Origin of the sequence: Halosimplex aquaticum, assembly GCF_028747785.1 — an archaeon.
In the GTDB taxonomy this organism is placed as follows: Archaea; Halobacteriota; Halobacteria; order Halobacteriales; family Haloarculaceae; genus Halosimplex; species Halosimplex aquaticum.
In genome coordinates, this window is the sequence record NZ_CP118158.1 from 721,808 (window position 1) to 740,318 (window position 18,511).

The 18,511-nt window shown below is 68.4% G+C and carries 13 protein-coding genes; 10 read left to right on the forward strand and 3 right to left on the reverse strand.

Annotated elements, in window-relative coordinates; translation table 11 throughout:
- Nucleotides 1-6 precede the first annotated feature (6 nt).
- Nucleotides 7-867: an ABC transporter permease subunit gene (locus PSC72_RS03560; RefSeq protein WP_274324515.1), complete on the reverse strand. Its 861-nt coding sequence runs from the start codon at nucleotides 865-867 to the stop codon at nucleotides 7-9.
- Nucleotides 864-1,826 (reverse strand): ABC transporter ATP-binding protein, encoded by a 963-nt coding sequence (locus tag PSC72_RS03565; protein WP_274324516.1) that lies wholly within the window; start codon nucleotides 1,824-1,826, stop codon nucleotides 864-866. The genes PSC72_RS03560 and PSC72_RS03565 overlap by 4 nt, the downstream gene beginning before the upstream one ends.
- A 230-nt stretch (nucleotides 1,827-2,056) precedes the next feature.
- Here PSC72_RS03565 and PSC72_RS03570 point away from each other — a divergent pair, with 230 nt between their 5' ends.
- From PSC72_RS03570 to PSC72_RS03595, 6 genes are all read left to right on the forward strand, one after another.
- Nucleotides 2,057-3,472: an ABC transporter substrate-binding protein gene (locus PSC72_RS03570; RefSeq protein ID WP_274324517.1), complete on the forward strand. Its 1,416-nt coding sequence runs from the start codon at nucleotides 2,057-2,059 to the stop codon at nucleotides 3,470-3,472.
- Between the two features lie 131 nt (nucleotides 3,473-3,603).
- Nucleotides 3,604-4,593, forward strand: coding sequence for a branched-chain amino acid ABC transporter permease (locus tag PSC72_RS03575; protein ID WP_274324518.1), 990 nt, complete (start codon nucleotides 3,604-3,606; stop codon nucleotides 4,591-4,593).
- Nucleotides 4,590-5,705 carry a branched-chain amino acid ABC transporter permease gene (locus PSC72_RS03580; protein ID WP_274324519.1) on the forward strand — a complete coding sequence of 372 codons (1,116 nt, stop codon included), beginning with the start codon at nucleotides 4,590-4,592 and terminating at the stop codon, nucleotides 5,703-5,705. The genes PSC72_RS03575 and PSC72_RS03580 overlap by 4 nt, the downstream gene beginning before the upstream one ends.
- Entirely contained in the window at nucleotides 5,702-6,463 is a 762-nt protein-coding gene (locus PSC72_RS03585; RefSeq protein WP_274324520.1) for an ABC transporter ATP-binding protein, read from the forward strand. Before PSC72_RS03580 ends, PSC72_RS03585 begins: the two co-directional genes overlap by 4 nt.
- Nucleotides 6,460-7,203 carry an ABC transporter ATP-binding protein gene (locus tag PSC72_RS03590; protein ID WP_274324521.1) on the forward strand — a complete coding sequence of 248 codons (744 nt, stop codon included), beginning with the start codon at nucleotides 6,460-6,462 and terminating at the stop codon, nucleotides 7,201-7,203. Before PSC72_RS03585 ends, PSC72_RS03590 begins: the two co-directional genes overlap by 4 nt.
- A gap of 8 nt (nucleotides 7,204-7,211) precedes the next feature.
- Nucleotides 7,212-7,904, forward strand: coding sequence for a thioredoxin family protein (locus PSC72_RS03595; protein WP_274324522.1), 693 nt, complete (start codon nucleotides 7,212-7,214; stop codon nucleotides 7,902-7,904).
- 175 nt (nucleotides 7,905-8,079) lie between these two features.
- On the opposite strand, the gene PSC72_RS03600 is transcribed toward PSC72_RS03595, so the two are convergent.
- The gene (locus PSC72_RS03600; protein ID WP_274324523.1) at nucleotides 8,080-10,050 is read right to left on the reverse strand and encodes a methyl-accepting chemotaxis protein; all 1,971 of its coding nucleotides are present in this window, start codon (nucleotides 10,048-10,050) and stop codon (nucleotides 8,080-8,082) included.
- Between the two features lie 332 nt (nucleotides 10,051-10,382).
- Between PSC72_RS03600 and PSC72_RS03605 the strand changes: the two genes are divergently transcribed.
- The 4 genes from PSC72_RS03605 to PSC72_RS03620 all read left to right on the forward strand — a co-directional run bounded on the left by PSC72_RS03605 (nucleotide 10,383) and on the right by PSC72_RS03620 (nucleotide 18,504).
- Entirely contained in the window at nucleotides 10,383-12,299 is a 1,917-nt protein-coding gene (locus PSC72_RS03605; protein WP_274324524.1) for an acetate--CoA ligase, read from the forward strand.
- A gap of 300 nt (nucleotides 12,300-12,599) precedes the next feature.
- Nucleotides 12,600-14,765 carry a bacterio-opsin activator domain-containing protein gene (locus PSC72_RS03610; protein ID WP_274324525.1) on the forward strand — a complete coding sequence of 722 codons (2,166 nt, stop codon included), beginning with the start codon at nucleotides 12,600-12,602 and terminating at the stop codon, nucleotides 14,763-14,765.
- Between the two features lie 196 nt (nucleotides 14,766-14,961).
- On the forward strand, nucleotides 14,962-16,965 hold the full coding sequence (gene acs, locus PSC72_RS03615; RefSeq protein WP_274324526.1) for an acetate--CoA ligase: 2,004 nt from the start codon (nucleotides 14,962-14,964) through the stop codon (nucleotides 16,963-16,965).
- Nucleotides 16,966-17,163: 198 nt separating this feature from the next.
- Complete coding sequence (locus tag PSC72_RS03620; RefSeq protein WP_274324527.1) at nucleotides 17,164-18,504, forward strand: metallophosphoesterase; 1,341 nt, start codon at nucleotides 17,164-17,166, stop codon at nucleotides 18,502-18,504.
- Nucleotides 18,505-18,511 lie beyond the last annotated feature (7 nt).

Sequence of the window (18,511 nt, forward strand, 5' to 3'; positions counted from 1 at the left end):
GGGCCGTTACAGGACGTCCTTGTTTTTGAAGACGAGATAGCCGAGGACCGGGACGACGACGAGCCAGACGAGCAGCGAGCCGATCGCGTACCACTCGGAGACGGCGAAGAAGCCGGCCTCCGGACCCTGCGCGTTCGTCAGCAGCAGTGGGAGGAAGCTGTCGTCGTTGAAGATGACGTTCACTAGCTTGACGTACGCGTTCATGGGGTTGAAGCGGCCGAGGTAGAAGTACCACTCGGGGTACGGCCGGGCGCCGAGTTCGCCGTCCGGCCGCGTCAGCCACAGGCCGCCCCACTGCATGACGGGCCAGACCCCCCGGAAGAGGACGTAGGCGCTGATGATACCGGTGGTCGCCTGCGTCTCGGAGTCCAGTACCGCCGACGCCGCGAGACCGATACCGACGAAGACGATGCCGAACGCGAGCGTCGCGACGACGAACGCGAGGAAGCTCACGACGTCGGGCTGGCGCAGGACGCCGAAGCCGACCCCCGCGACCACGACGAGCCCGAGCGCCATCGAGGCGGCGAACAGCACCGACCGACTGAGGTACTTGCCGACGTAGGCCTCCAGGCGCGAGTTGGGAAACCCGAGCAGGAAGCGGACCGACCCCGTCTCGCGCTCCTGGATTATCGCGCCGTAGCTCCCGAGCATCGCGATGAAGGGGAGGATGACCGAGAGGATGCCCCCGATCAGGAGCATGATCGAGTCGAACGTCGGCGCCTCGCTCCCGGGGTTCGAGTAGTGGGCGAGCGCGACCAGGATCGCGATCCCCGCGGTGAACACGAACGTCGTCGCGGCGACGCCCTGCCCGAGGCGCGACCGCCGCACGCCCAGCAGGTCGTCGTCCATTACCGTCTTCCAGGTCACGCCTCGCCCTCCGGGGCCGCCTCGGCGTGACCGTCGCGCTCGCGGCCGCTCCGCGTCCCGAGCGTCGCCACCTCGAAGATCTCCTCCAGTGACGGGTCCTCCGTCGTGAAGTCGGCGAAGCCGACGCCCGCTCGCTCGATCGCGTTGAGGGCCCGGAGCTTGGCGTCGCCCCCGCGTGCGCGGACGAGAACCTGGTTGTCGGTCGCCTCGACTCCCTCGACGCCGTCGATCCCCCGTAGATCGGCCAGCAGCGAGGAGGGGGCGGCGCGCTCGACGGTGACGGTGACCGTCGCGGCGTCGAGTTGCGCCCGGAGGTCCGTGACGCTCCCCTCGGTGACCATCTCACCGTTCTTGAGGATGCCGACCCGGTCGCAGACGGCCTCGACCTGGTCGATGAGGTGCGAGGAGAAGAAGACGGTCGCGCCGCGCCGGTTCTCCTCGCGGATCACCTCGCGCAGTTCGCGGGTGCCGTTGGGGTCCAGGCCCGTCGAGGGCTCGTCGAGCACGAGCAGGTCGGGGTTGCCGACCAGCGCCATGCCGATGGCCATGCGCTGGCGCATCCCCTTCGAGAAGCCGCCCGCCTTGCGGTCGGCGGCCTCCGGGATGCCGACCCGTTCGAGGATCGCCATCGGGTCGTCGTCGGCGTCCTTCGCGCGGATCGCCCGTTCGACGTGCTCGCGGGCGGTGATCCGCTCGTAGACGCCGTAGCCTTCGAGCAGCGCGCCCGTCCGCTGGCGGACCTGTTTGCTCTCGGTCCGGACGTCGCTGCCGAACACGCGGGCCGACCCGGCGGTCGGCTGGGTGAACCCGAGCAGGATGTTTATCGTGGTCGACTTCCCCGCGCCGTTCGGACCGAGGAAGCCGAATATCTCGCCTTCGGGCACCGAGAACGACATGTCGTCGAGCGCCGTCACGTCGCGAAACCGTTTCGTGAGGTTCGAAATTTCGATCGCTGGCATGGTCTGGAGGGCTTGACGGGCGCTCGGCCGCGCCTGATCGGAGGCTCCGGCGGGGCCGTGATAAACGTGTCGGCCGTTTTTCACGGACGGGTCGACGCGGCGCCGGCCTGACGCCGGCGGTTTCGGCGGCACCTGGAGCGGGCCGAGGAGCGGCGATCCGCACGCCGTCTGGGTATCACTTTTTATAATTATCCACAACTATTATGATGGTATCTATCTCCTGTGACTGTATGTCACGGGATGACAACACGGTGTCGCGGCGTCAACTACTAAAACACTCGGGCGCAGCGGGCGCCGTCGGCCTGGTAGGACTCGCGGGGTGTACGGAAGAGAGCGGCGACGGTGGCGGCGGCGGAGGTGGCGGCGGTGACGGCGGTGACGGTGGCGGTGACGGCGGCGGCGGTGGCGGTGGGACCGACTACCCCTCGCTCGGGAACTACCCCATCGAGGGGGACACGGCGATGTTCGGGTTCAACGTCCCGAAGTCCGGCCCCTACTCCTCGGAGGGCGAAGACGAACTGCGAGCGTACAAGCTCGCCGTCAAACACCTCAACAACGGGGGCGGGTGGGTCGACAACTGGGACGACCTCTCGGGCGACGGCGTCCTCGGCTACGAGGTAGACTTCGTGGAGGGCGACACGGCGACGGACGCCTCGACGGCCGAGCAGTCGGCGTCGCGGATGATCCAGCGCGACGACGTCATCATGTTCGCCGGTGGCTCTTCGAGCGCGGTCGCCATCGCCCAGCAGGGCGTCGCCCAGCGCGAGAAGGTGATGTTCACCTGCTGTCTGACCCACTCCAACGACACCACGGGGAAAGACTGCGCCCGGTACAGCTTCCGGGAGATGTTCAACGCGTACATGACCGGCCAGGCGCTGGTCCCAGTCGTCACCGAGGAGTACGGCGACGACCTGTCGTTCTACCAGCTGTACGCGGACTACTCCTGGGGGAAGACCGTCGAGGAGTCGATGCGGAAGTTCTTCGGCGAAGCCGGCTGGTCCGAGGTCGACAGCGTGGCGACCCCACTCGACACGAGCGACTTCTCGTCGTACCTCTCGGAGGCCCAGAGCTCGGGGGCCGACGCCCTGTTCCTCAACCACTACGGCCTCGACGGCGCGAACTCGCTCAGTCAGGCCGTCGAGGCGGGTATCGACGAGGACATGCAGATAATCATGCCCCTCTACAACCGACCGATGGCCGAGAGCGCGAGCAGCGCCATCGAGGGCATCTACGGGACCATCGCCTGGGACTCACAGATGGACAACGGCCCCTCGAACACGTTCACCAAGGTCTTCGGCGAGGAGTACGACGGGCGGGTCCCGTCCGGCCCGGCGCAGCTCGCCTACGCCGGGACGCTCCAGTACGCCGCGGCCGTCGAGCGCGCCGGGACGTTCTACCCGCCGGAGGTCATCCGCGAACTGGAGGGCTACGAGTACGACAACATCGGAATGGGTCAGGAGAAGATGCGCAAGTGCGACCACCAGGCCCAGCGGGCCATCCCGGTCGTGAAGGGCCTCCCCGAGTCCGAACAGGAGGACGGGAACTACTTCGAGATCGTCGACCTCACGTCGCGAGAGGACGTCGGCTACGCCTGCGACGAGGGGCCGGCCGCCAAGTGTGAACTCGGCGAGTACGGCGACGAGTGACCGCGGGCTCCCGACTAGGTCCCACAGTTATATACATGATTTACGGACTCTCACAACAGCATGAGTGACATTCACAACCGATCGGCGGACCGCCACGGCGGCCGGGGGGCGGCAACCGGGGTGAGCCCGGCGTGAGCATCGTCGGCGACCTGATCGTCCTGCTGGTCAACGGCCTCCAGACCGGGGCCATCTACGTCCTGCTGGCGATCGGGCTGTCGATCATCCTCGGGACGCTCAAGTTCGTCAACTTCGCCCACGGCGCGCTGTACGTCGTCGGCGCGTACGTCGGGCTGCTGGTCACCCAGCAGATCACGATATCGAACGGGAAGCTCGCCGAGTGGGGCTTCCCCACGCTCGGGCTCGAGTGGGGCTTTTTCGCCGCGCTCGTGGTCGTCCCGCTGTTCGTCTTCGTAGTCGGCCTCGCCATGGAGCGGTTCGTCGCGAGGCCGTTCTACGACCGCCCGGACACCGACCAGATCCTCGTCACGTTCGGGCTCGCCATCGTCGTCCAGGAGCTGATCCACGCGCTGATTGGCCCCCGGACGTACAGCTACGAGATCCCGAGCGAGGCGTTCGGACTCCTGCCGCTATCCGGGCCGGTCGCCGTCCCGCTCTCGGCGGTGACGATCAACGTCTGGCGGGTCTGGGTCATCGCGATCACCGCGGCGCTCGTGATCGCCGTCTACGCCGTCGTCGAGTACACCGACTTCGGTCTCGTCGTCAAGGCCGGCACGCGCGACCCGGAGATGGTGCGGCTGCTCGGCATCCGCATCACGCGCCCGTACCTCGTGATGTTCGGCATCGGCGCCGCGCTCGCCGGCCTCGCCGGCGTCGTCGGCGGGCCGCTCCAGAACGTCAACCCCGACATCGGGATGACGATCCTGGTGCCGGCGTTCCTGACGGTCGTCATCGGCGGCGTCGGGTCCATCCGCGGCGCCGTCCTCGGCGGGACGCTCATCGGGATGGTGCAGGTGGCGCTGATCTCCGCCGGGACCATCCCGATCGGCGGGTTCCAGCTGAACCTCTCTCCCTGGTCGCAGGTGGGGATTTACGTCCTCGCCGTGATCGTCCTGCTCACGCGGCCGCAGGGGCTGCTCGGCTCCGAGGAGGTGAGCACATGAGCGACGAGGTCGGCCAGGCAGAGGCCGGCGAGGTCGACCGCTCGCCCTCGCTGTACGACCGGTGGCTCGCCGTCCGCGAGAACGAACTGACCGTCGCGGTCCTCGCGTTCCTCGGGGTCTTTCTCGCCCCGTTCGTCCTCGTCTTCGTCCCCGACCAGCTCGGCGTCCCGGACATGTACGTCGGGTGGCGCAACCTCGTCATCCTCACCCTGATCTGGGGCATCTTCGCGATCGGGTACGACCTGCTGCTCGGGTTCACCGGGCTGCTGTCGTTCGGCCACGCGATGTTCTGGGGCACCGCGGCCTACACTGCGGGCATCTTCAGCGCGAACGTGACGGGGAGCCCGCTCGCGATGATCTTCGTCGGGACCACCGCCGCCGTCGTCCTCGCTTGGGTGATCGGCTGGATCTCCCTGCGCCGGGGCGGCATCTACTTCGCCATCCTGACGCTCGCGTTCGGCCAGATGATCTACTACATCGCCCAGTCGCCGCTCGGCTGGCTGACCGGGGGCGAGAACGGGTTCAACGAGGTCCAGGTCGACCCGCTGCTCGGCTTTCTCCCCCTCGGGGCCGAGGTCGCCGTCGTCCCGGACGTGCTGGTCAAGACGTGGCTATACGTCCTCGTCGGGGTCGCGACCGTCCTGGCGATCGTCGTCGGGAACCGCATCCTCAACTCGCCGTACGGCGTCGTCCTCCGGGCGATCCGGGAGAACGAACAGCGAGCCGAGTTCGTCGGCCTGAACGTCTGGCGCTACAAGCTGATGGCGTTCGTCATCTCCGGCGCCTTCGCCGGCGTCGCCGGCAGCCTGTACGTGATCCAGCGCTCGTTCGTCCCCATCGAGAACACCCTCAACTGGCAGGTCAGCGGCGAGATCGTCATCATGACGGTCCTCGGCGGCGTCGGGTCGCTGTTCGGCCCGATATTCGGCGCCGGGCTCTACATGTACGTCGCGAACGTCGTCAGCGGGATGCCCGTCGTCGGCGACTTCTGGCACCTGATCCTCGGGCTGGTGTTCATCGCCGTGATCGTCCTGATGCCCCGCGGCATCTGGGGCGCCGTCGAGGTGCTCCGCGGGCTGATCAGCGACGCGTTCGGAGGTGAGCGGCGATGAGCGCGCTGCTGGAGACCGACGACCTCGTCAAGGAGTTCGGCGGCCTCGTCGCCACCGACCACGTGAACCTGACCATCGAGGAGGGCGAACTCCTCTCGCTCATCGGTCCCAACGGCGCCGGCAAGTCGACGCTGATCAACCTGATCACCCGGATGCTGGAGGAGACCGAGGGCGACATCCGCTTCGAGGGCGAGTCGATCACCGACCTCGAACCCCACGAGGTGGTCCAGCGGGGCATCGGGAAGTCGTTCCAGACCGCCTCGATCTTCCCGGAACTCACCGTCGAGGAGAACGCCAACATCGCCTCGCTCGGCGCCGAGCACGGGTCGTTCCGGTTCAACTTCCTGAAACACCGGAACAGCTACCCGGAGGTCGAACGGCGGACGCTCGACACGCTCGAAGCCGTCGGCCTGCTCGACCAGAAGGACGCGCGGGCGGCCGACCTGCCCTACGGCGACAAGCGCCGCCTGGAGATCGGGATCGCGCTGGCGAGCGAACCGGCGCTGCTCCTGATGGACGAACCGACCGCCGGCATGTCGCCGGAGGAGACCCAGGCGACCGTCGACCTCATCGAGGACCTGCAGGAGGAGATGAACCTGACCATCCTGCTGGTCGAACACGACATGGAGATCGTCTTCAGCGTCTCCGACCGCATCGCCGTCCTCAACCGCGGTAGCATCATCGCCGAGGGAACCCCGAGTATGGTTCAGGGCGACCCGAGCGTCCAGGAAGCCTACCTGGGAGGTGTCGAGCTGTGAGCCTGCTCGAACTCGACGGCGTCGACAGCTACTACGACCAGAGCCACATCCTCCGCGACGTGTCGATGCGCGTCGAGGAGGGCGAGATATGCGCCCTGCTCGGCCGCAACGGCGCCGGCAAGACGACGACGCTGCGCAGCATCGCCGGCGCGCGCCCACCGGAGGTCAGGGCGGGCCGGATCACCTACAAGGACCGCGACATCACGGACATGGACACCGAGGACATCTCGGTGCTCGGCATCTCGCACGTGCCCGAGGAGCGCCGGGTGTTCGGGAACCTCACCGTCGAGGAGAACCTCCACCTCGCGGACGTGGTGCAAAACCGCTCGAACACCTGGGGCCGCGACCTGGAGTTCGAACACGAGGGCCAGTCGATCGAGCAGATCCTCGAGGACTTCCCCCGGCTCGCCGAGCGGCAGAACCAGCTCGCCGGGACGCTCTCGGGCGGCGAACAGCAGATGCTCGCAATCGCCCGCGCGCTCAAACAGAGCACCGACCTGCTGATGCTCGACGAGCCCTACGAGGGGCTCGCGCCGCAGATCATCCAGACGGTGGAAGACGCCGTCGCGCGGATCCGCGAGCAGGGGACGACGGTCCTGCTGGTCGAACAGAACGCCGTCGCGGCGATGAAGATCGCCGACCGGTGTTACGTCGTCGACCAGGGGAGCGTCGTCTTCGAGGGATCGGCCGAGGAACTGCGAGCCGACGACGAGACGCGCGAGCGATACCTCGGCGTCTAAATCCATCCATGTCACGAACTACGGACGAACGACGGATCGACGCACACGTCGACGCCCTCGTCGACGAGGGCGTCCTCGACCACGACGAGGCGACCGACGAGGTGTGGACCACCGACGACTTCGAGCGGGACCGCCACGTCTACTACGACACGTACCTCGACGTCGACGAGGAGGAGTTCCACCGGTCGGTCGCCGACGCGTTCGACCTCCCCTCGACGGAGGCCGCCGCCGACCGGATCGACCGCCTCGACGTCAGCCGCGAGGAGTTCGCGACGTACATGGCGCTGTACGCGCGCCTCGAGGGTTACGACACCGGCGAACTCGCGGAGATGGCCGGGATCGTCGTCGAGGTCGGCCCCGACTCGCCGGTCCCCGACGGGGTGACCGAACTCGACGACGACAGCTACGCCGACTTCCTCGCCGACCACGACCGCGCGGTCGTGACGGTGTGGAAACGCGGCTGCGACCCCTGCGAGGAGATGAAAGCCGAACTCGATGAGATCCTTGCAGCGCTCCCCGACGGCGCCGCCGTCGGCGGCCTCGACGGCGAGCAGTGTCCGGACTTCTGCCGAACCCACGAGGTCAACGCCGCGCCGGCGGTCGTCTTCTTCGACGACGGCGACCGCCTCGACGTCGTGACCGGCCGGACGAGCCCCGCCTCGCTGGCCGAACGCGTCGCCGAACTGTACGGCGACGGCTGACCCGCTGAGAGGCCGTCCCTTCGTTTTCTCGGCACACCGCCGTTCGCTGGTCAGTGTATCTTGCCTCACAGCAAATGCTGAGAGGACCATAGATCGGCCGGCAGGACCACTGACGTGGCCGAATAGCGGAGTCTCTCGGTGTTCTATCGCGGCTCCAGAAGACGGTAGGGGCGAGCTACTGGTCGGACGCGTCGCCGTTGAGCTGTTCCACGCTGTCGACCAGCGCTCGGACCGACCGCGTCTGCGAGTCGGTCGTCTCGACGATCCGGCGGGCGGCGGCCTCGGCGTCCTCGGCGTGGCTGCGGGCGTCTTCGATGGTCGTCGTGACGCCCTCGATCGCGTCGGCCTGGCTGTCGTTGGCGTCGGCGACTTCCTCGATGCCGGAGGCGGTCTCCGCGACGGCGTCGGCGATGTCGTCGAGCGCGTCGAGGGCCTCCGAGATCTCCTCCTCGGCGCGCTGGATCTGGCGGTTGGACGCCTCGACGGTGTCGACGGTGTCGGTCGCCTGGTCCTGGATCTCGGTGACCGACCGGGCGATGCGGTCGGCGTACTCGCTGGTCTCGGTGGCGAGGGTCTTGACCTCGTCGGCGACGACGGCGAAGCCCTCGCCGGACTCGCCGGCCCGCGCCGCCTCGATGTTCGCGTTCAGCGCGAGCATGTTGGTCTGCTCGGCCACGTCGGCGATGATCTCGATGACCTCGCCGACCTCGTCCATCCGGTCTTCGAGCCCGGTGACGCTGTCGACGAGTTCCTCGCTCGTGTCGGTGAGTTCGTCCGTGACGGCCTGGGCCGCCTCGCCCGCGCTGGCGCCCGCTTCGACGGCTTCGGTGGCCCGGTCGGCCGCCGCGGAGACCTGGTTCGAGGTGGCCGCGATCTCCTCCATGGTCGCGCTGACGTCCTGGATGTCCTCGGCGGCTCGCCCCAGGATCTCGTTTTGCTCGGCGACCGCGTCCTCGATCCCCGCGGCGGCGTCGGCGGACTCGTCGGTCGCCGCCGCAAGGTCCGCCGCGTTCCCGTCCACCCGCTCGATGAGCCCTTCGAGCGTGCTCGCCATCTCGTTGAGCTCGCCGACGACGTTCAACAGCGACTCGTCGACGTGACCGTCCTCGTTGTCGAACGACGCGCGGGCGTCGAGGTCGCCCGACTGGATCGCCCGCATCGTGTCTTCGAGTTCCGTGACGAGGTTCGCGGTGTGCTCGTGTCGGAGCACGTCCGTCGTCCGGTCCTGAACCATCTCGACGACGCCGAGCAACTCGCCGCTGTCGTCGTAGATCGGCGCGGCCGAGAAGGAGATGTGGACGTCCTCGCCGTGCTGGTCCTGCATCACGCTCGTGTCGCGGTAGAGGGTGAACGAGGCGTCTTCGACTCTCGGTACGTCGTACTCCTCGTCGGTCCGCTCGGGGGCGTCGATCACCTTGTCGGCCAGCGTCTTGCCGCGACGACCGTCGGGGTAGAAGGCCATGCTCGCCATCTCCATCTCCATGGCTTCGGCCTCGGAGACGCCGGTCAGCCGTTCGAGTTGGGCGTTCCACGTGAGAATCTCGCCCTGGGGGTCCAGGACGAACAGCGGGGTCCCGATGTGGTGGAGGACGTCGTGGTAATCGAGGCCGCCATCGCCGATATCTCGACCGGCCGTGCCGGGACCGCTCGCCTCGTCTGGCGACTCCTCGCGATCAGCTCGCTCGTACGCCGCGGCGCCGGCCGTGAACACGTCGTTCGCCGTCCGCAACCCCTCCCGGAGGTCGGCTCTGGCCTCCGCGAGCGCCCCGTCCGCGTCGGCGTCGAGTTCCGTCTCCAGTCGGTCGAACGCGGCGTCGACGAGCGCGTCGGAGACGATCCGCTGCGACGCGGCGAACGTCGGTGCGGTCATCCCCGCCGCGCGGTACTCGCCGACCAGGTCGGCCACGTCGTCGCCGTCGAGGTCGAACAGATCGCGGACGTGCCGGTCCCCCACCGCGGCGGCGCCGGCGTCGCCGTATACGTCTTCGAGCGCGCTGTGATCCGGATCGTACCGGTGTGCCAGCGATTCGCCGCCGGCGCGGTCGAGTATCGCACCGCCGTCCGTTTCGGCCGGCCGTCCCTCCCCGTCGCTCCCGACTCGCTCCCTGAGTCGCCGGAGTATCGATTCCGGTCCGGTCCGTGTCATGCTATGCGGGCAAACACCGAATTCCTACATAAACTCACGGCCGATATTATCGTGAAAGATAATTACCTTCTCGCGGACGGTCCGGTATCGCCGTCGTGGCGCCGGAGACACCGTCGCATGCGGCCGATCAGCGCGCGAGTGATCGGTTCATCACTGGCGCTTCGCCGATCGATACCGTCCGGGCCGGGTGCCTGTAGTCGGTGTGATGGGCGACGGGCCGGGTCTTCGGTCGGTCCGCTGCGGTCGCGGAGGGGCTGTTCCGGCGTCGAGCACCGGTTCCGTCGTCGCGGCCCGCGGATCATTTATGTCGGTTCCACCGCGATAACCTACAGATGGACGACCAGTACGGGGTCGAGACGAACCCGAGCGACCGAGCGACGGTCGACCCCCCGGAGGCGTTCGTCGAGCAGGCGAACGTCACCGAGGCGGACGCGGCCGCGTTCTCGGAGGCGTGGCCCGACTGCTGGGAGCGAGCGGCCGAGATGATAGACTGGGAGCGTCCGTACGACCGCGTGTTCGACCGGGAGGGGGAGAACGGCCGCTGGTTCCCGGGCGGCCGAGTCAACGCCGCGATCAACTGCGTGGACCGCCACCTCGACGAGCGCAAGACCCAGGCGGCGATCAAGTGGATCGGCAAGCGGGGCGAGCGCCGGACGTACACGTACCTCGACCTCTACCGCGAGGTCAACGAGTTCGCGGCGGGCCTGCGCTCGCTCGGTATCGGCGAGGGCGACGTGGTCACGCTCTACATGCCGGCGATCCCGGAACTTCCGATAGCGATGCTGGCCTGCGCCCGCATCGGCGCGCCGCACAACGTGGTGTTCGCCGGCTTCTCCGCTGCGGCGCTCGCCGAGCGGATGGAGCGGGCCGACTCGGCGTTCCTCGTGACCTGCGACGGCTACTACCGCCGGGGCAACGCCATCCACCAGAAGAACAAGGCCGACAACGCCTGCCTCTCGGTGTCCCACGAGGTGACCGACACCGTCGTCGTCGAGCGACTGGACGACGAGAGCGTCCGCCTCGGCGACGGCGACCACGCCTACGACGACCTGATCGCCGGCCACCGGGGCGCGGAAGTCGACCCCGTCTCCCGGGACGCCAACGACCCCCTGTTCCTGATCTACACGTCCGGAACGACCGGCGAACCGACCGAGGTCAGGCACACGACCGGCGGGTACCTCGCCCACGCCGCGTGGACCAGCCACGCCGTCCTCGACCTCGAACCAGCGGACACCTACTGGTGTTCTGCGGACATCGGCTGGATCACCGGCCACACGTACCTGGTGTACGGCCCGCTCTCGCTGGGAACGACGACGCTCCTCTACGAGGGGACGCCCGACCACCCCGAGAAGGACCGGGTGTGGGAACTCATCGAACGCAACGCCGTCGACGTCTTCTACACGGCGCCGACCGCCATTCGCGCGTTCATGAAGTGGGGCACCGAGCACCCGGAGTCGCACGACCTCTCCAGCCTCCGCCTCCTGGGGTCGGTCGGCGAACCGCTCAACCCCAGCGCCTGGTCGTGGTACTACGACCACGTCGGGAACGGAGAGTGCCCCGTCGTCGACACGTGGTGGCAGACCGAGACGGGCAGCATCCTGCTGTCGACGCTGCCCGGCGTCGACGCGATGAAGCCGGGGAGCGCCGGCCCGCCGTTGCCGGGTATCGAGGTGACCGTCGTCGGGCCGGACGGCGAACCGACCACAGCCGAGGAGGGGGGACGGCTCGCGGTCACGAGGCCGTGGCCGGGGATGCCCCTCGACCTGGAGACCGACGACGGCGACGAATGGCGCTACGTCACCGAGGACGTCGCCCGGATCGACGACGACGGGTACGTCACCGTGCTCGGTCGCTTGGACGACACGGTGACCGTCGGCAACCACCGGCTGGGGACCATGGAGCTAGAGAGCGCGATCGCGGACGTGGAGGGCGTCGCCGAGGCGGCCATCGTCGACGTCTGCAACGGCAGCGCCGACAACGCCATCTACGCGTTCGTCAGCACCGACGACCGCCACGAGAGCGAACAGCGACTGCGCGACCGCATCACCGGCAGCGTCGAGCGGGCCATCGGCCCGTTCGCCGTCCCCGAGCGGTTCGTCTTCACCCCGGAGCTCCCGAAGACCCGCTCTGGAAAGCTGATGCGGCGCCTCCTCAAGGACATCGCCGACGACGGCGAGTTCGGCGACACCAGCGCCCTCCGCAACCCGGAGATCGTCGGCGAGATCGAGTCCGCGCTCGAACGGGAGTGAGCCCGACGGGCTCGGCGGGCGCCCGTGCCGATCGACCGCGGTGACTGCGCCGCCCTCGTTTCGGAATTTGTCCTTGGCCGAAACGAAGGTCGTGTACGTGTCTGGAACCCCAGGACGGAGGTGCCGAGATATCAGTCCCGTGTGAGAGACAGTCACCCGTGATTCTCGCGCGCGACAGACCTGCGGCGGAAACTGCCGAAGCGGCGGAAATCGGGAGTGAGTACTCTCCGCCACTGCCGATCGAGGGGGACCGCCGAACGATTTATTTCGCAGGAGTGAAACAGACGAAACGAGACGCAGATGGAACGAACTGGGGTGGGTGCCCGGACGGACGAACTGACGGAGGAAGGGTACGATCGACTGCGCCAGGCGACGGAGACCTACCGGGAGGACCTGGTCGTCCGGCTCTGCGCCGAGGCGGGGCTTCGCCCGCCGGAGATCGCGCGTATCACGCCCGGGGACTTCCGGACGCGGACCACGCGCAACGGGACCCATCACTTCCTCGCGGTCGACGCCGGCGACGGGGAGTCGGCGCGCGAGGCGTACGTCCCCGCGGCCGTCAGGTCGGCGGTCCGGCGGTACGTCAACGAGGAGGGCGTCGGAGGTGACGAACGGGTCGTCGACGTGACCCCGCGGCGGGTCCAGATGATGATATCCGAGGTCGCCGACCGGGCGGCGGCGACCGCCGGGGACGACGCCCTCCGCGAGGTCTCCTCGCGGGACCTCTGTCGGTACTACGCGCGCCGGCTCGTCCACGAGGAAGGCGTCGACCCCCGGGTCGTCCTCGCCATCGGTCCCTGGAACGGCCTCGACAGCCTCGCACAGCAGCTCGACCCCGTGGACGTGGACGCGGTCGTCGACGCGCTCGAACGGACGGCCCTCACCGGCCCGAGCGCCGCCTGGGGGCCGCCGGAGGTCGGCCGCGCGCTCGCTGCGTCCGATCTCGGCGTGGTCGTCACCGACGCCGACGGCGCCGTCGCGTACGCCAACGACGGCGTCGCGGCGCTGACCGGATACCCGAGCCAGGACCTCGTCGGCGATCCGGTCGACGCGCTCTACGCCGGGCGCGACGCCGACGGTCACCGCGAGGCCGTGGGCGCGAGCGAGGTCGCACTCGACCGGCGCGACGGACCGCCCAGAGCGGTCGTCCGCGTCGTCGCGCCGGTCGGCGGGGGCTCCGACGCGACAGGTCGCGTCGCTGCGTTCGTCCCGATCGACGGTGGACTCGCCGCGGACGACCCCACTCCCGCGGACGCCTCCCCCGTTCGCGGACCCGGGTCTGAGCGGGTAACGGGCGTGATCGAGGCGCTCGGCGCGGCCACCGAGGTGCTGGGGACGGCCTCGAAACGGACCGAGGTCGCCTCGCGGCTCTGCGACCGCCTGGCCGGGACCGAGGGGTACTCGTTCGCGTGGGTCGGGACGACGACCGGCGACCGCGGCGTCGTCTCGACGGCGTGGGCGGGGATCGAGGAGCCGACCGCCGAGGGGCTGGCCGAGGCGACGACGGGCGACGAGTCCCTGCGCGACGCGGAGAGCGGCCGCACCGAGGCCATCCGCGTGCTCCCCGACGACGGGCGCGAGTTACGCCTCCCGACGTCTGCCGACGGACCCGACGCCGATCTGTCGGCGGCGTCGGTCGCCATCGTCCCGATAACCTACGGCGAGACGACTCACGGACTCCTCGCGCTCGGGACGACGGCCGACAGCGCGTTCGAACGCGACGAGCGGCGCCTGCTCGCGACGCTCGGCTGGCAGGTCGGGCAGGCGATGACCGACATCAAGCGCCGGAACCTCCTCCTCGCCGACAGCGTCATCGAACTCCGGTTCCGGGTGGAGAGCGACCGCGCGTTCTTCGTCGCGGCCAGCGACCGCCTCGGAGCCTCGTTCGAACTCCAGGGGATCGTCCCCGGCGAGGGGCAGTCGCTGCTGTACTTCGTGACCATGCGCGGGACCTCGCCCGAGCGGGTCGTCGACTTCGCCGCAGATGTCGACAGCATCGAGAACGCCCGGCTGATCCGCGACTACGACGAGAGCTACCTCGTCGAGTTCGTCGTCGGCGGCGAGGAACCGGCGACGACGCTCACCGAACTCGGCGGCCACGTCACCGAGTTCGCCGTCGACGAGGGCGCCCAGCGCGTCACCGCCGAGTTCACTACCGAGACCGACGTCCGCGCGGTGTTCAACGGGTTCCAGTCGTCGTTCCGGGAGTCGGCGCTCCTCTCGAAACAGGAGGTCGAGCGACCGGTCCAGACGACCGACGGCTTCCGCCAGTCGCTCGAAGACGACCTCACCGCGAAACAGCAGTCGGTCCTGCGGGCGGCGTACCTCGCGGGCTACTTCGAGTGGCCCCGCGGCAGCACCGCCGAGGAGCTCGCCGACTCCATCGGCGTCTCCTCGCCCACGCTCCACAACCACCTCCGGAAGGCCCAGCAGAAAGTGCTCACCGCGTTCTTCGACGACGAGTGAGCGCCGACGGTCGGCACTCCCCGTCCGTCGCGGCGGCGCGGGACGGCCCCGGACCGACTGAACAATCCGCAATCTCCTCGCGTCGAAACATAGTTAGACGGTTCGCTTAAGAGTCTCGTCGCTGATATTCAGAACGAACCATGTCACCGAGACACGACCGTCGCCCGTCGGGACCGACAGGGAGGGGTCGATAGCCATGTCAGAGGACGCAGGAACACCGCTGGAGTCGCGGCTGACCGAACAGGAGTACTTTCGGCCGCCGGCCGAGTTCGTCGGCCAGGCCAACGCGACCGACCCGGACATCTACGACCGCTTCGAGGAGAACTACCCCGAGGCCTTCGAGGAGTACGCCGAACTGCTCGAGTGGGACGAACACTGGGACGAGGTGCTCGACGACTCGAACCCGCCGTTCTACGAGTGGTTCAGCGGCGGGCAACTGAACGCCTCGTACAACTGCATCGACCGCCACCTCGACGAGCGCAAGAATCAGGCCGCGTTCATCTGGGAGGGTACCGACAAAGACGAGCGCGAGACGATCACCTACCAGGACCTGTACAACCGGGTCAACGAGACCGCCGCCGCGCTGCAGGACGTCGGCGTCGAGGAGGACGACGTCGTCACCTGTCACCTCCCGATGCTCCCGGCCCTGCCGATCACGATGCTGGCCTGTGCCCGCATCGGCGCGCCGCACTCGGAGGTGTTCGCCGGCTTCTCCGCGCAGGCGCTCGCCGACCGCATCGACGACGCCGAGTCGGACGTCGTCGTCACTTGCGACGGCTACTACCGCCGCGGCGAGTTCCTCAACCACAAGGAGAAGTGCGACGAGGCGCTCGAACTCGCCGACTCGGACGTCGACACCGTCCTGCTGTGGTCGCGCCACGACGAACTCCACGAGGACGTCTCGGTCGACAGCGACGACCCCTACGTCCTCGTCGACGACCTGCTGGCCGACAACGAGCGCGCCCGCGTCGACCCCGTCTCCAGGGACGCCGAGGACCCGCTGTTCCTGATGTACACCTCGGGGACGACGGGCAAGCCGAAGGGCTGCCAGCACCGCACCGGCGGCTACCTCTCGTACGTCACCGCCACCTCGAAGTACGTCCTCGACATCAAGCCCGAGGACACCTACTGGTGCGCCGCGGACATCGGGTGGATCACGGGCCACTCCTACATCGTCTACGGGCCGCTGTCGCTGGGTACCACGTCCGTGATGTACGAGGACACGCCAGACCACCCCCACAAGGGCCGCATCTGGGAGATCGCCGAACGCTACGACGTGGACATCTTCCACACCTCGCCGACGGCCGTCCGCATGTTCATGAAGTGGGGCGCCGAGTACGTCGAGGACTACGACTTCGACTTCCGCCACATGACCACGGTCGGCGAACCCATCCAGCCGGAAGCGTGGCTGTGGTACTACAAGCATATCGGCGACGAGGACGCCGTCATCGTCGACACCTGGTGGCAGACCGAGACCGGCGGCCACCTCATCACGAACCTGCCGGCGCTGAAGGACATGAAACCCGGCTCCGCCGGCTTCCCGTGCCCGGGCATCCAGCCCGCCCTGTACGACGACAGCGGCGAACCGATGGAGCCCGCCAGCGGGAAGGCGGGCAACCTCGTCATCGAGAAGCCCTGGCCCGGCATGCTCCAGACCGTCTACGGCGACGACGAGCGCTTCATCGAGGAGTACTGGCGGGACTTCTCTGACACCGACAGCTCGGCGAGCGAGGACTGGGTCTACAAGGCCGGCGACGGCGCCGTCCACGAGAGAGACGGCTACTTCCGCGTCCTCGGCCGCCTCGACGACGTGATGAACGTCGCCGGGCACCGCCTCGGGACGATGGAACTGGAGTCCGCCGTCTCCGAGGTCGAGTACGTCGCGGAGGCCGCCGTCGCCGCCCGCGACCACGACGAGAAGGGCGAAGTCCCCGACGTGTACGTCGTCGTCCGCGAGGGCATCGACGCCAGCCAGGAGGAAGTCCACGATCGCATCATCGAGGCCGTCGAGGACGAGATCGGGAAGTTCGCCCGTCCCGCCCGCGTCGTCTTCGTCGAGGACCTCCCGAAGACCCGGTCGGGCAAGATCATGCGGCGCCTCCTCGAGAACATCTCCAACGGCGACGAACTCGGCGACACCACCACCCTGCGCGACCCGAGCGTCCCCGAGGAGATCCGCGACCAGGTCCACGGCGACTGAGCCCCCCTCCCCGTTCGCGTTCGCCGCCCACTTCGCTTTCTTCCCCCGTTTACCGCCGACTGCGTTTCTCGCCCGTGTTCGTCCACGTCTACGTCTCTCGCCCGTGTCGGTAGACGATAGCGGCCCGTCCTACGCGGTCGCGTCGACGAGCGGCGACGGGGCAACGCCCTATTGCGAGGAGTCCCAACGTCGGAACCGATGCCGGACACCGACGAGGGCGTGTACTACGTGATCAGCGACCTCCACATCGGCGGGGACGAGCAACTGGAACACGTCGAGTTCCTCGACGAGTTGCTCGCCTTCCTCGAGCGGCTGGAGCGCTCCGAGGAGGACGCGGAGCTGATAATCAACGGCGATGCGTTCGGGCTGTGGGAGTTCACCCACGTCGACGGGCCGGCGAAGTTCGACGTGCTCCTCGACCGGTACCCGGACCTCTTCGAGCAACTTCGCGCGACCGGCGCGGCTATCCAGATCACCTTGCTCCCGGGCAACCACGACCACGAACTGGCGGCCTACGACGAGTACGTCGAGCGCTTCGCCGAGTACAACGTCGACGTGGTACAACGCCAGTCGATCAGCCGCCGCGTCGGCGACCGGGTGGTGTACTTCGAACACGGTCACCAGCGCGACCCGAACAACCGGATCGAAAACTGGGGGGACCCGCACGCGACGCCGCTCGGATACTACTTCAACACGCTCGTGACGAGCCGGGCGGGACAGCTCTCCGACCGCGGCCGGTACAACTGGCTCCGGGACATCCAGGCGGTGACGCCCACCGAGCGGGTGCCGAGCTGGCTCCTCTCGAAGTACTTCTACCGCGAGATGAACCCCCTGTTGCGGTACGCGCTCGTCCCGTTCCTGCTGTTGTTCAACGTCAGCGTCGTCCTCGCGGTGCTCGCCGGCCTCGACCTCGTCGGCGTCTGGTCGATGCCGGTCGACCGGACCACCGCGTTCCTCGGCCAGTTCGGCACGGCCGGTACCGCGGTCTGGTTCCTCCTCGCCCTCAACGTGGCCGTCACCGGACTGCTGGTGCTCGTCGGCATCCCGCTGTATTTCATCCGCCGGGACGTCCGGAAGACGATCCAGCGCTTCGGCGTCTTCGAGACGGCGCTCACCGTCGACGCCGAGGCGCCCTACGAGTCCGCCGCCCGCGAGGTGTTCGCTGACCGCCCGGACACAGTGGTCTTCTGCTACGGCCACACCCACCGCCCCGCGCTCCGGGAGGTCGACGGCGGCCTGCTCGTGAACACTGGTACGTGGCTCAAGCGCCTCCACCGCCGCGACGGCGTCATCGGCGTCCTCCCGCCGGTGTTCTACCCGTCGTATCAGCTCACCGCGGTCCGCATCGCCGCCGAGCCCGAGGGACTGGTGGTCGAGCACGAGGAGATCCAAAAGCCCAGCCCCGGGTCGGAGGAGCTCACCCTCACCGAACGCCTGCTCACTCTGGGGCGGGAGCCCGACCCCCGCCTCCCCGATCCGATCGTCCTCGAAACCGAGGAGGCCGCACCGGCAGTTCGCACGGCCGACGCGGACGAATGATCCGACA

Excerpts from the sequence above, each read along its gene's own strand:
- PSC72_RS03565 (WP_274324516.1), bottom strand. The coding sequence starts at position 1,826 with ATGCCAGCGATCGAAATTTCGAACCTCACGAAACGGTTTCGCGACGTG.
- PSC72_RS03570 (WP_274324517.1), top strand. The coding sequence starts at position 2,057 with ATGTCACGGGATGACAACACGGTGTCGCGGCGTCAACTACTAAAACAC.
- PSC72_RS03580 (WP_274324519.1), top strand. The coding sequence starts at position 4,590 with ATGAGCGACGAGGTCGGCCAGGCAGAGGCCGGCGAGGTCGACCGCTCG.
- PSC72_RS03585 (WP_274324520.1), top strand. The coding sequence starts at position 5,702 with ATGAGCGCGCTGCTGGAGACCGACGACCTCGTCAAGGAGTTCGGCGGC.
- PSC72_RS03595 (WP_274324522.1), top strand. The coding sequence starts at position 7,212 with ATGTCACGAACTACGGACGAACGACGGATCGACGCACACGTCGACGCC.
- PSC72_RS03600 (WP_274324523.1), bottom strand. The coding sequence starts at position 10,050 with ATGACACGGACCGGACCGGAATCGATACTCCGGCGACTCAGGGAGCGA.
- PSC72_RS03605 (WP_274324524.1), top strand. The coding sequence starts at position 10,383 with ATGGACGACCAGTACGGGGTCGAGACGAACCCGAGCGACCGAGCGACG.
- PSC72_RS03610 (WP_274324525.1), top strand. The coding sequence starts at position 12,600 with ATGGAACGAACTGGGGTGGGTGCCCGGACGGACGAACTGACGGAGGAA.
- acs (WP_274324526.1), top strand. The coding sequence starts at position 14,962 with ATGTCAGAGGACGCAGGAACACCGCTGGAGTCGCGGCTGACCGAACAG.
- PSC72_RS03620 (WP_274324527.1), top strand. The coding sequence starts at position 17,164 with ATGCCGGACACCGACGAGGGCGTGTACTACGTGATCAGCGACCTCCAC.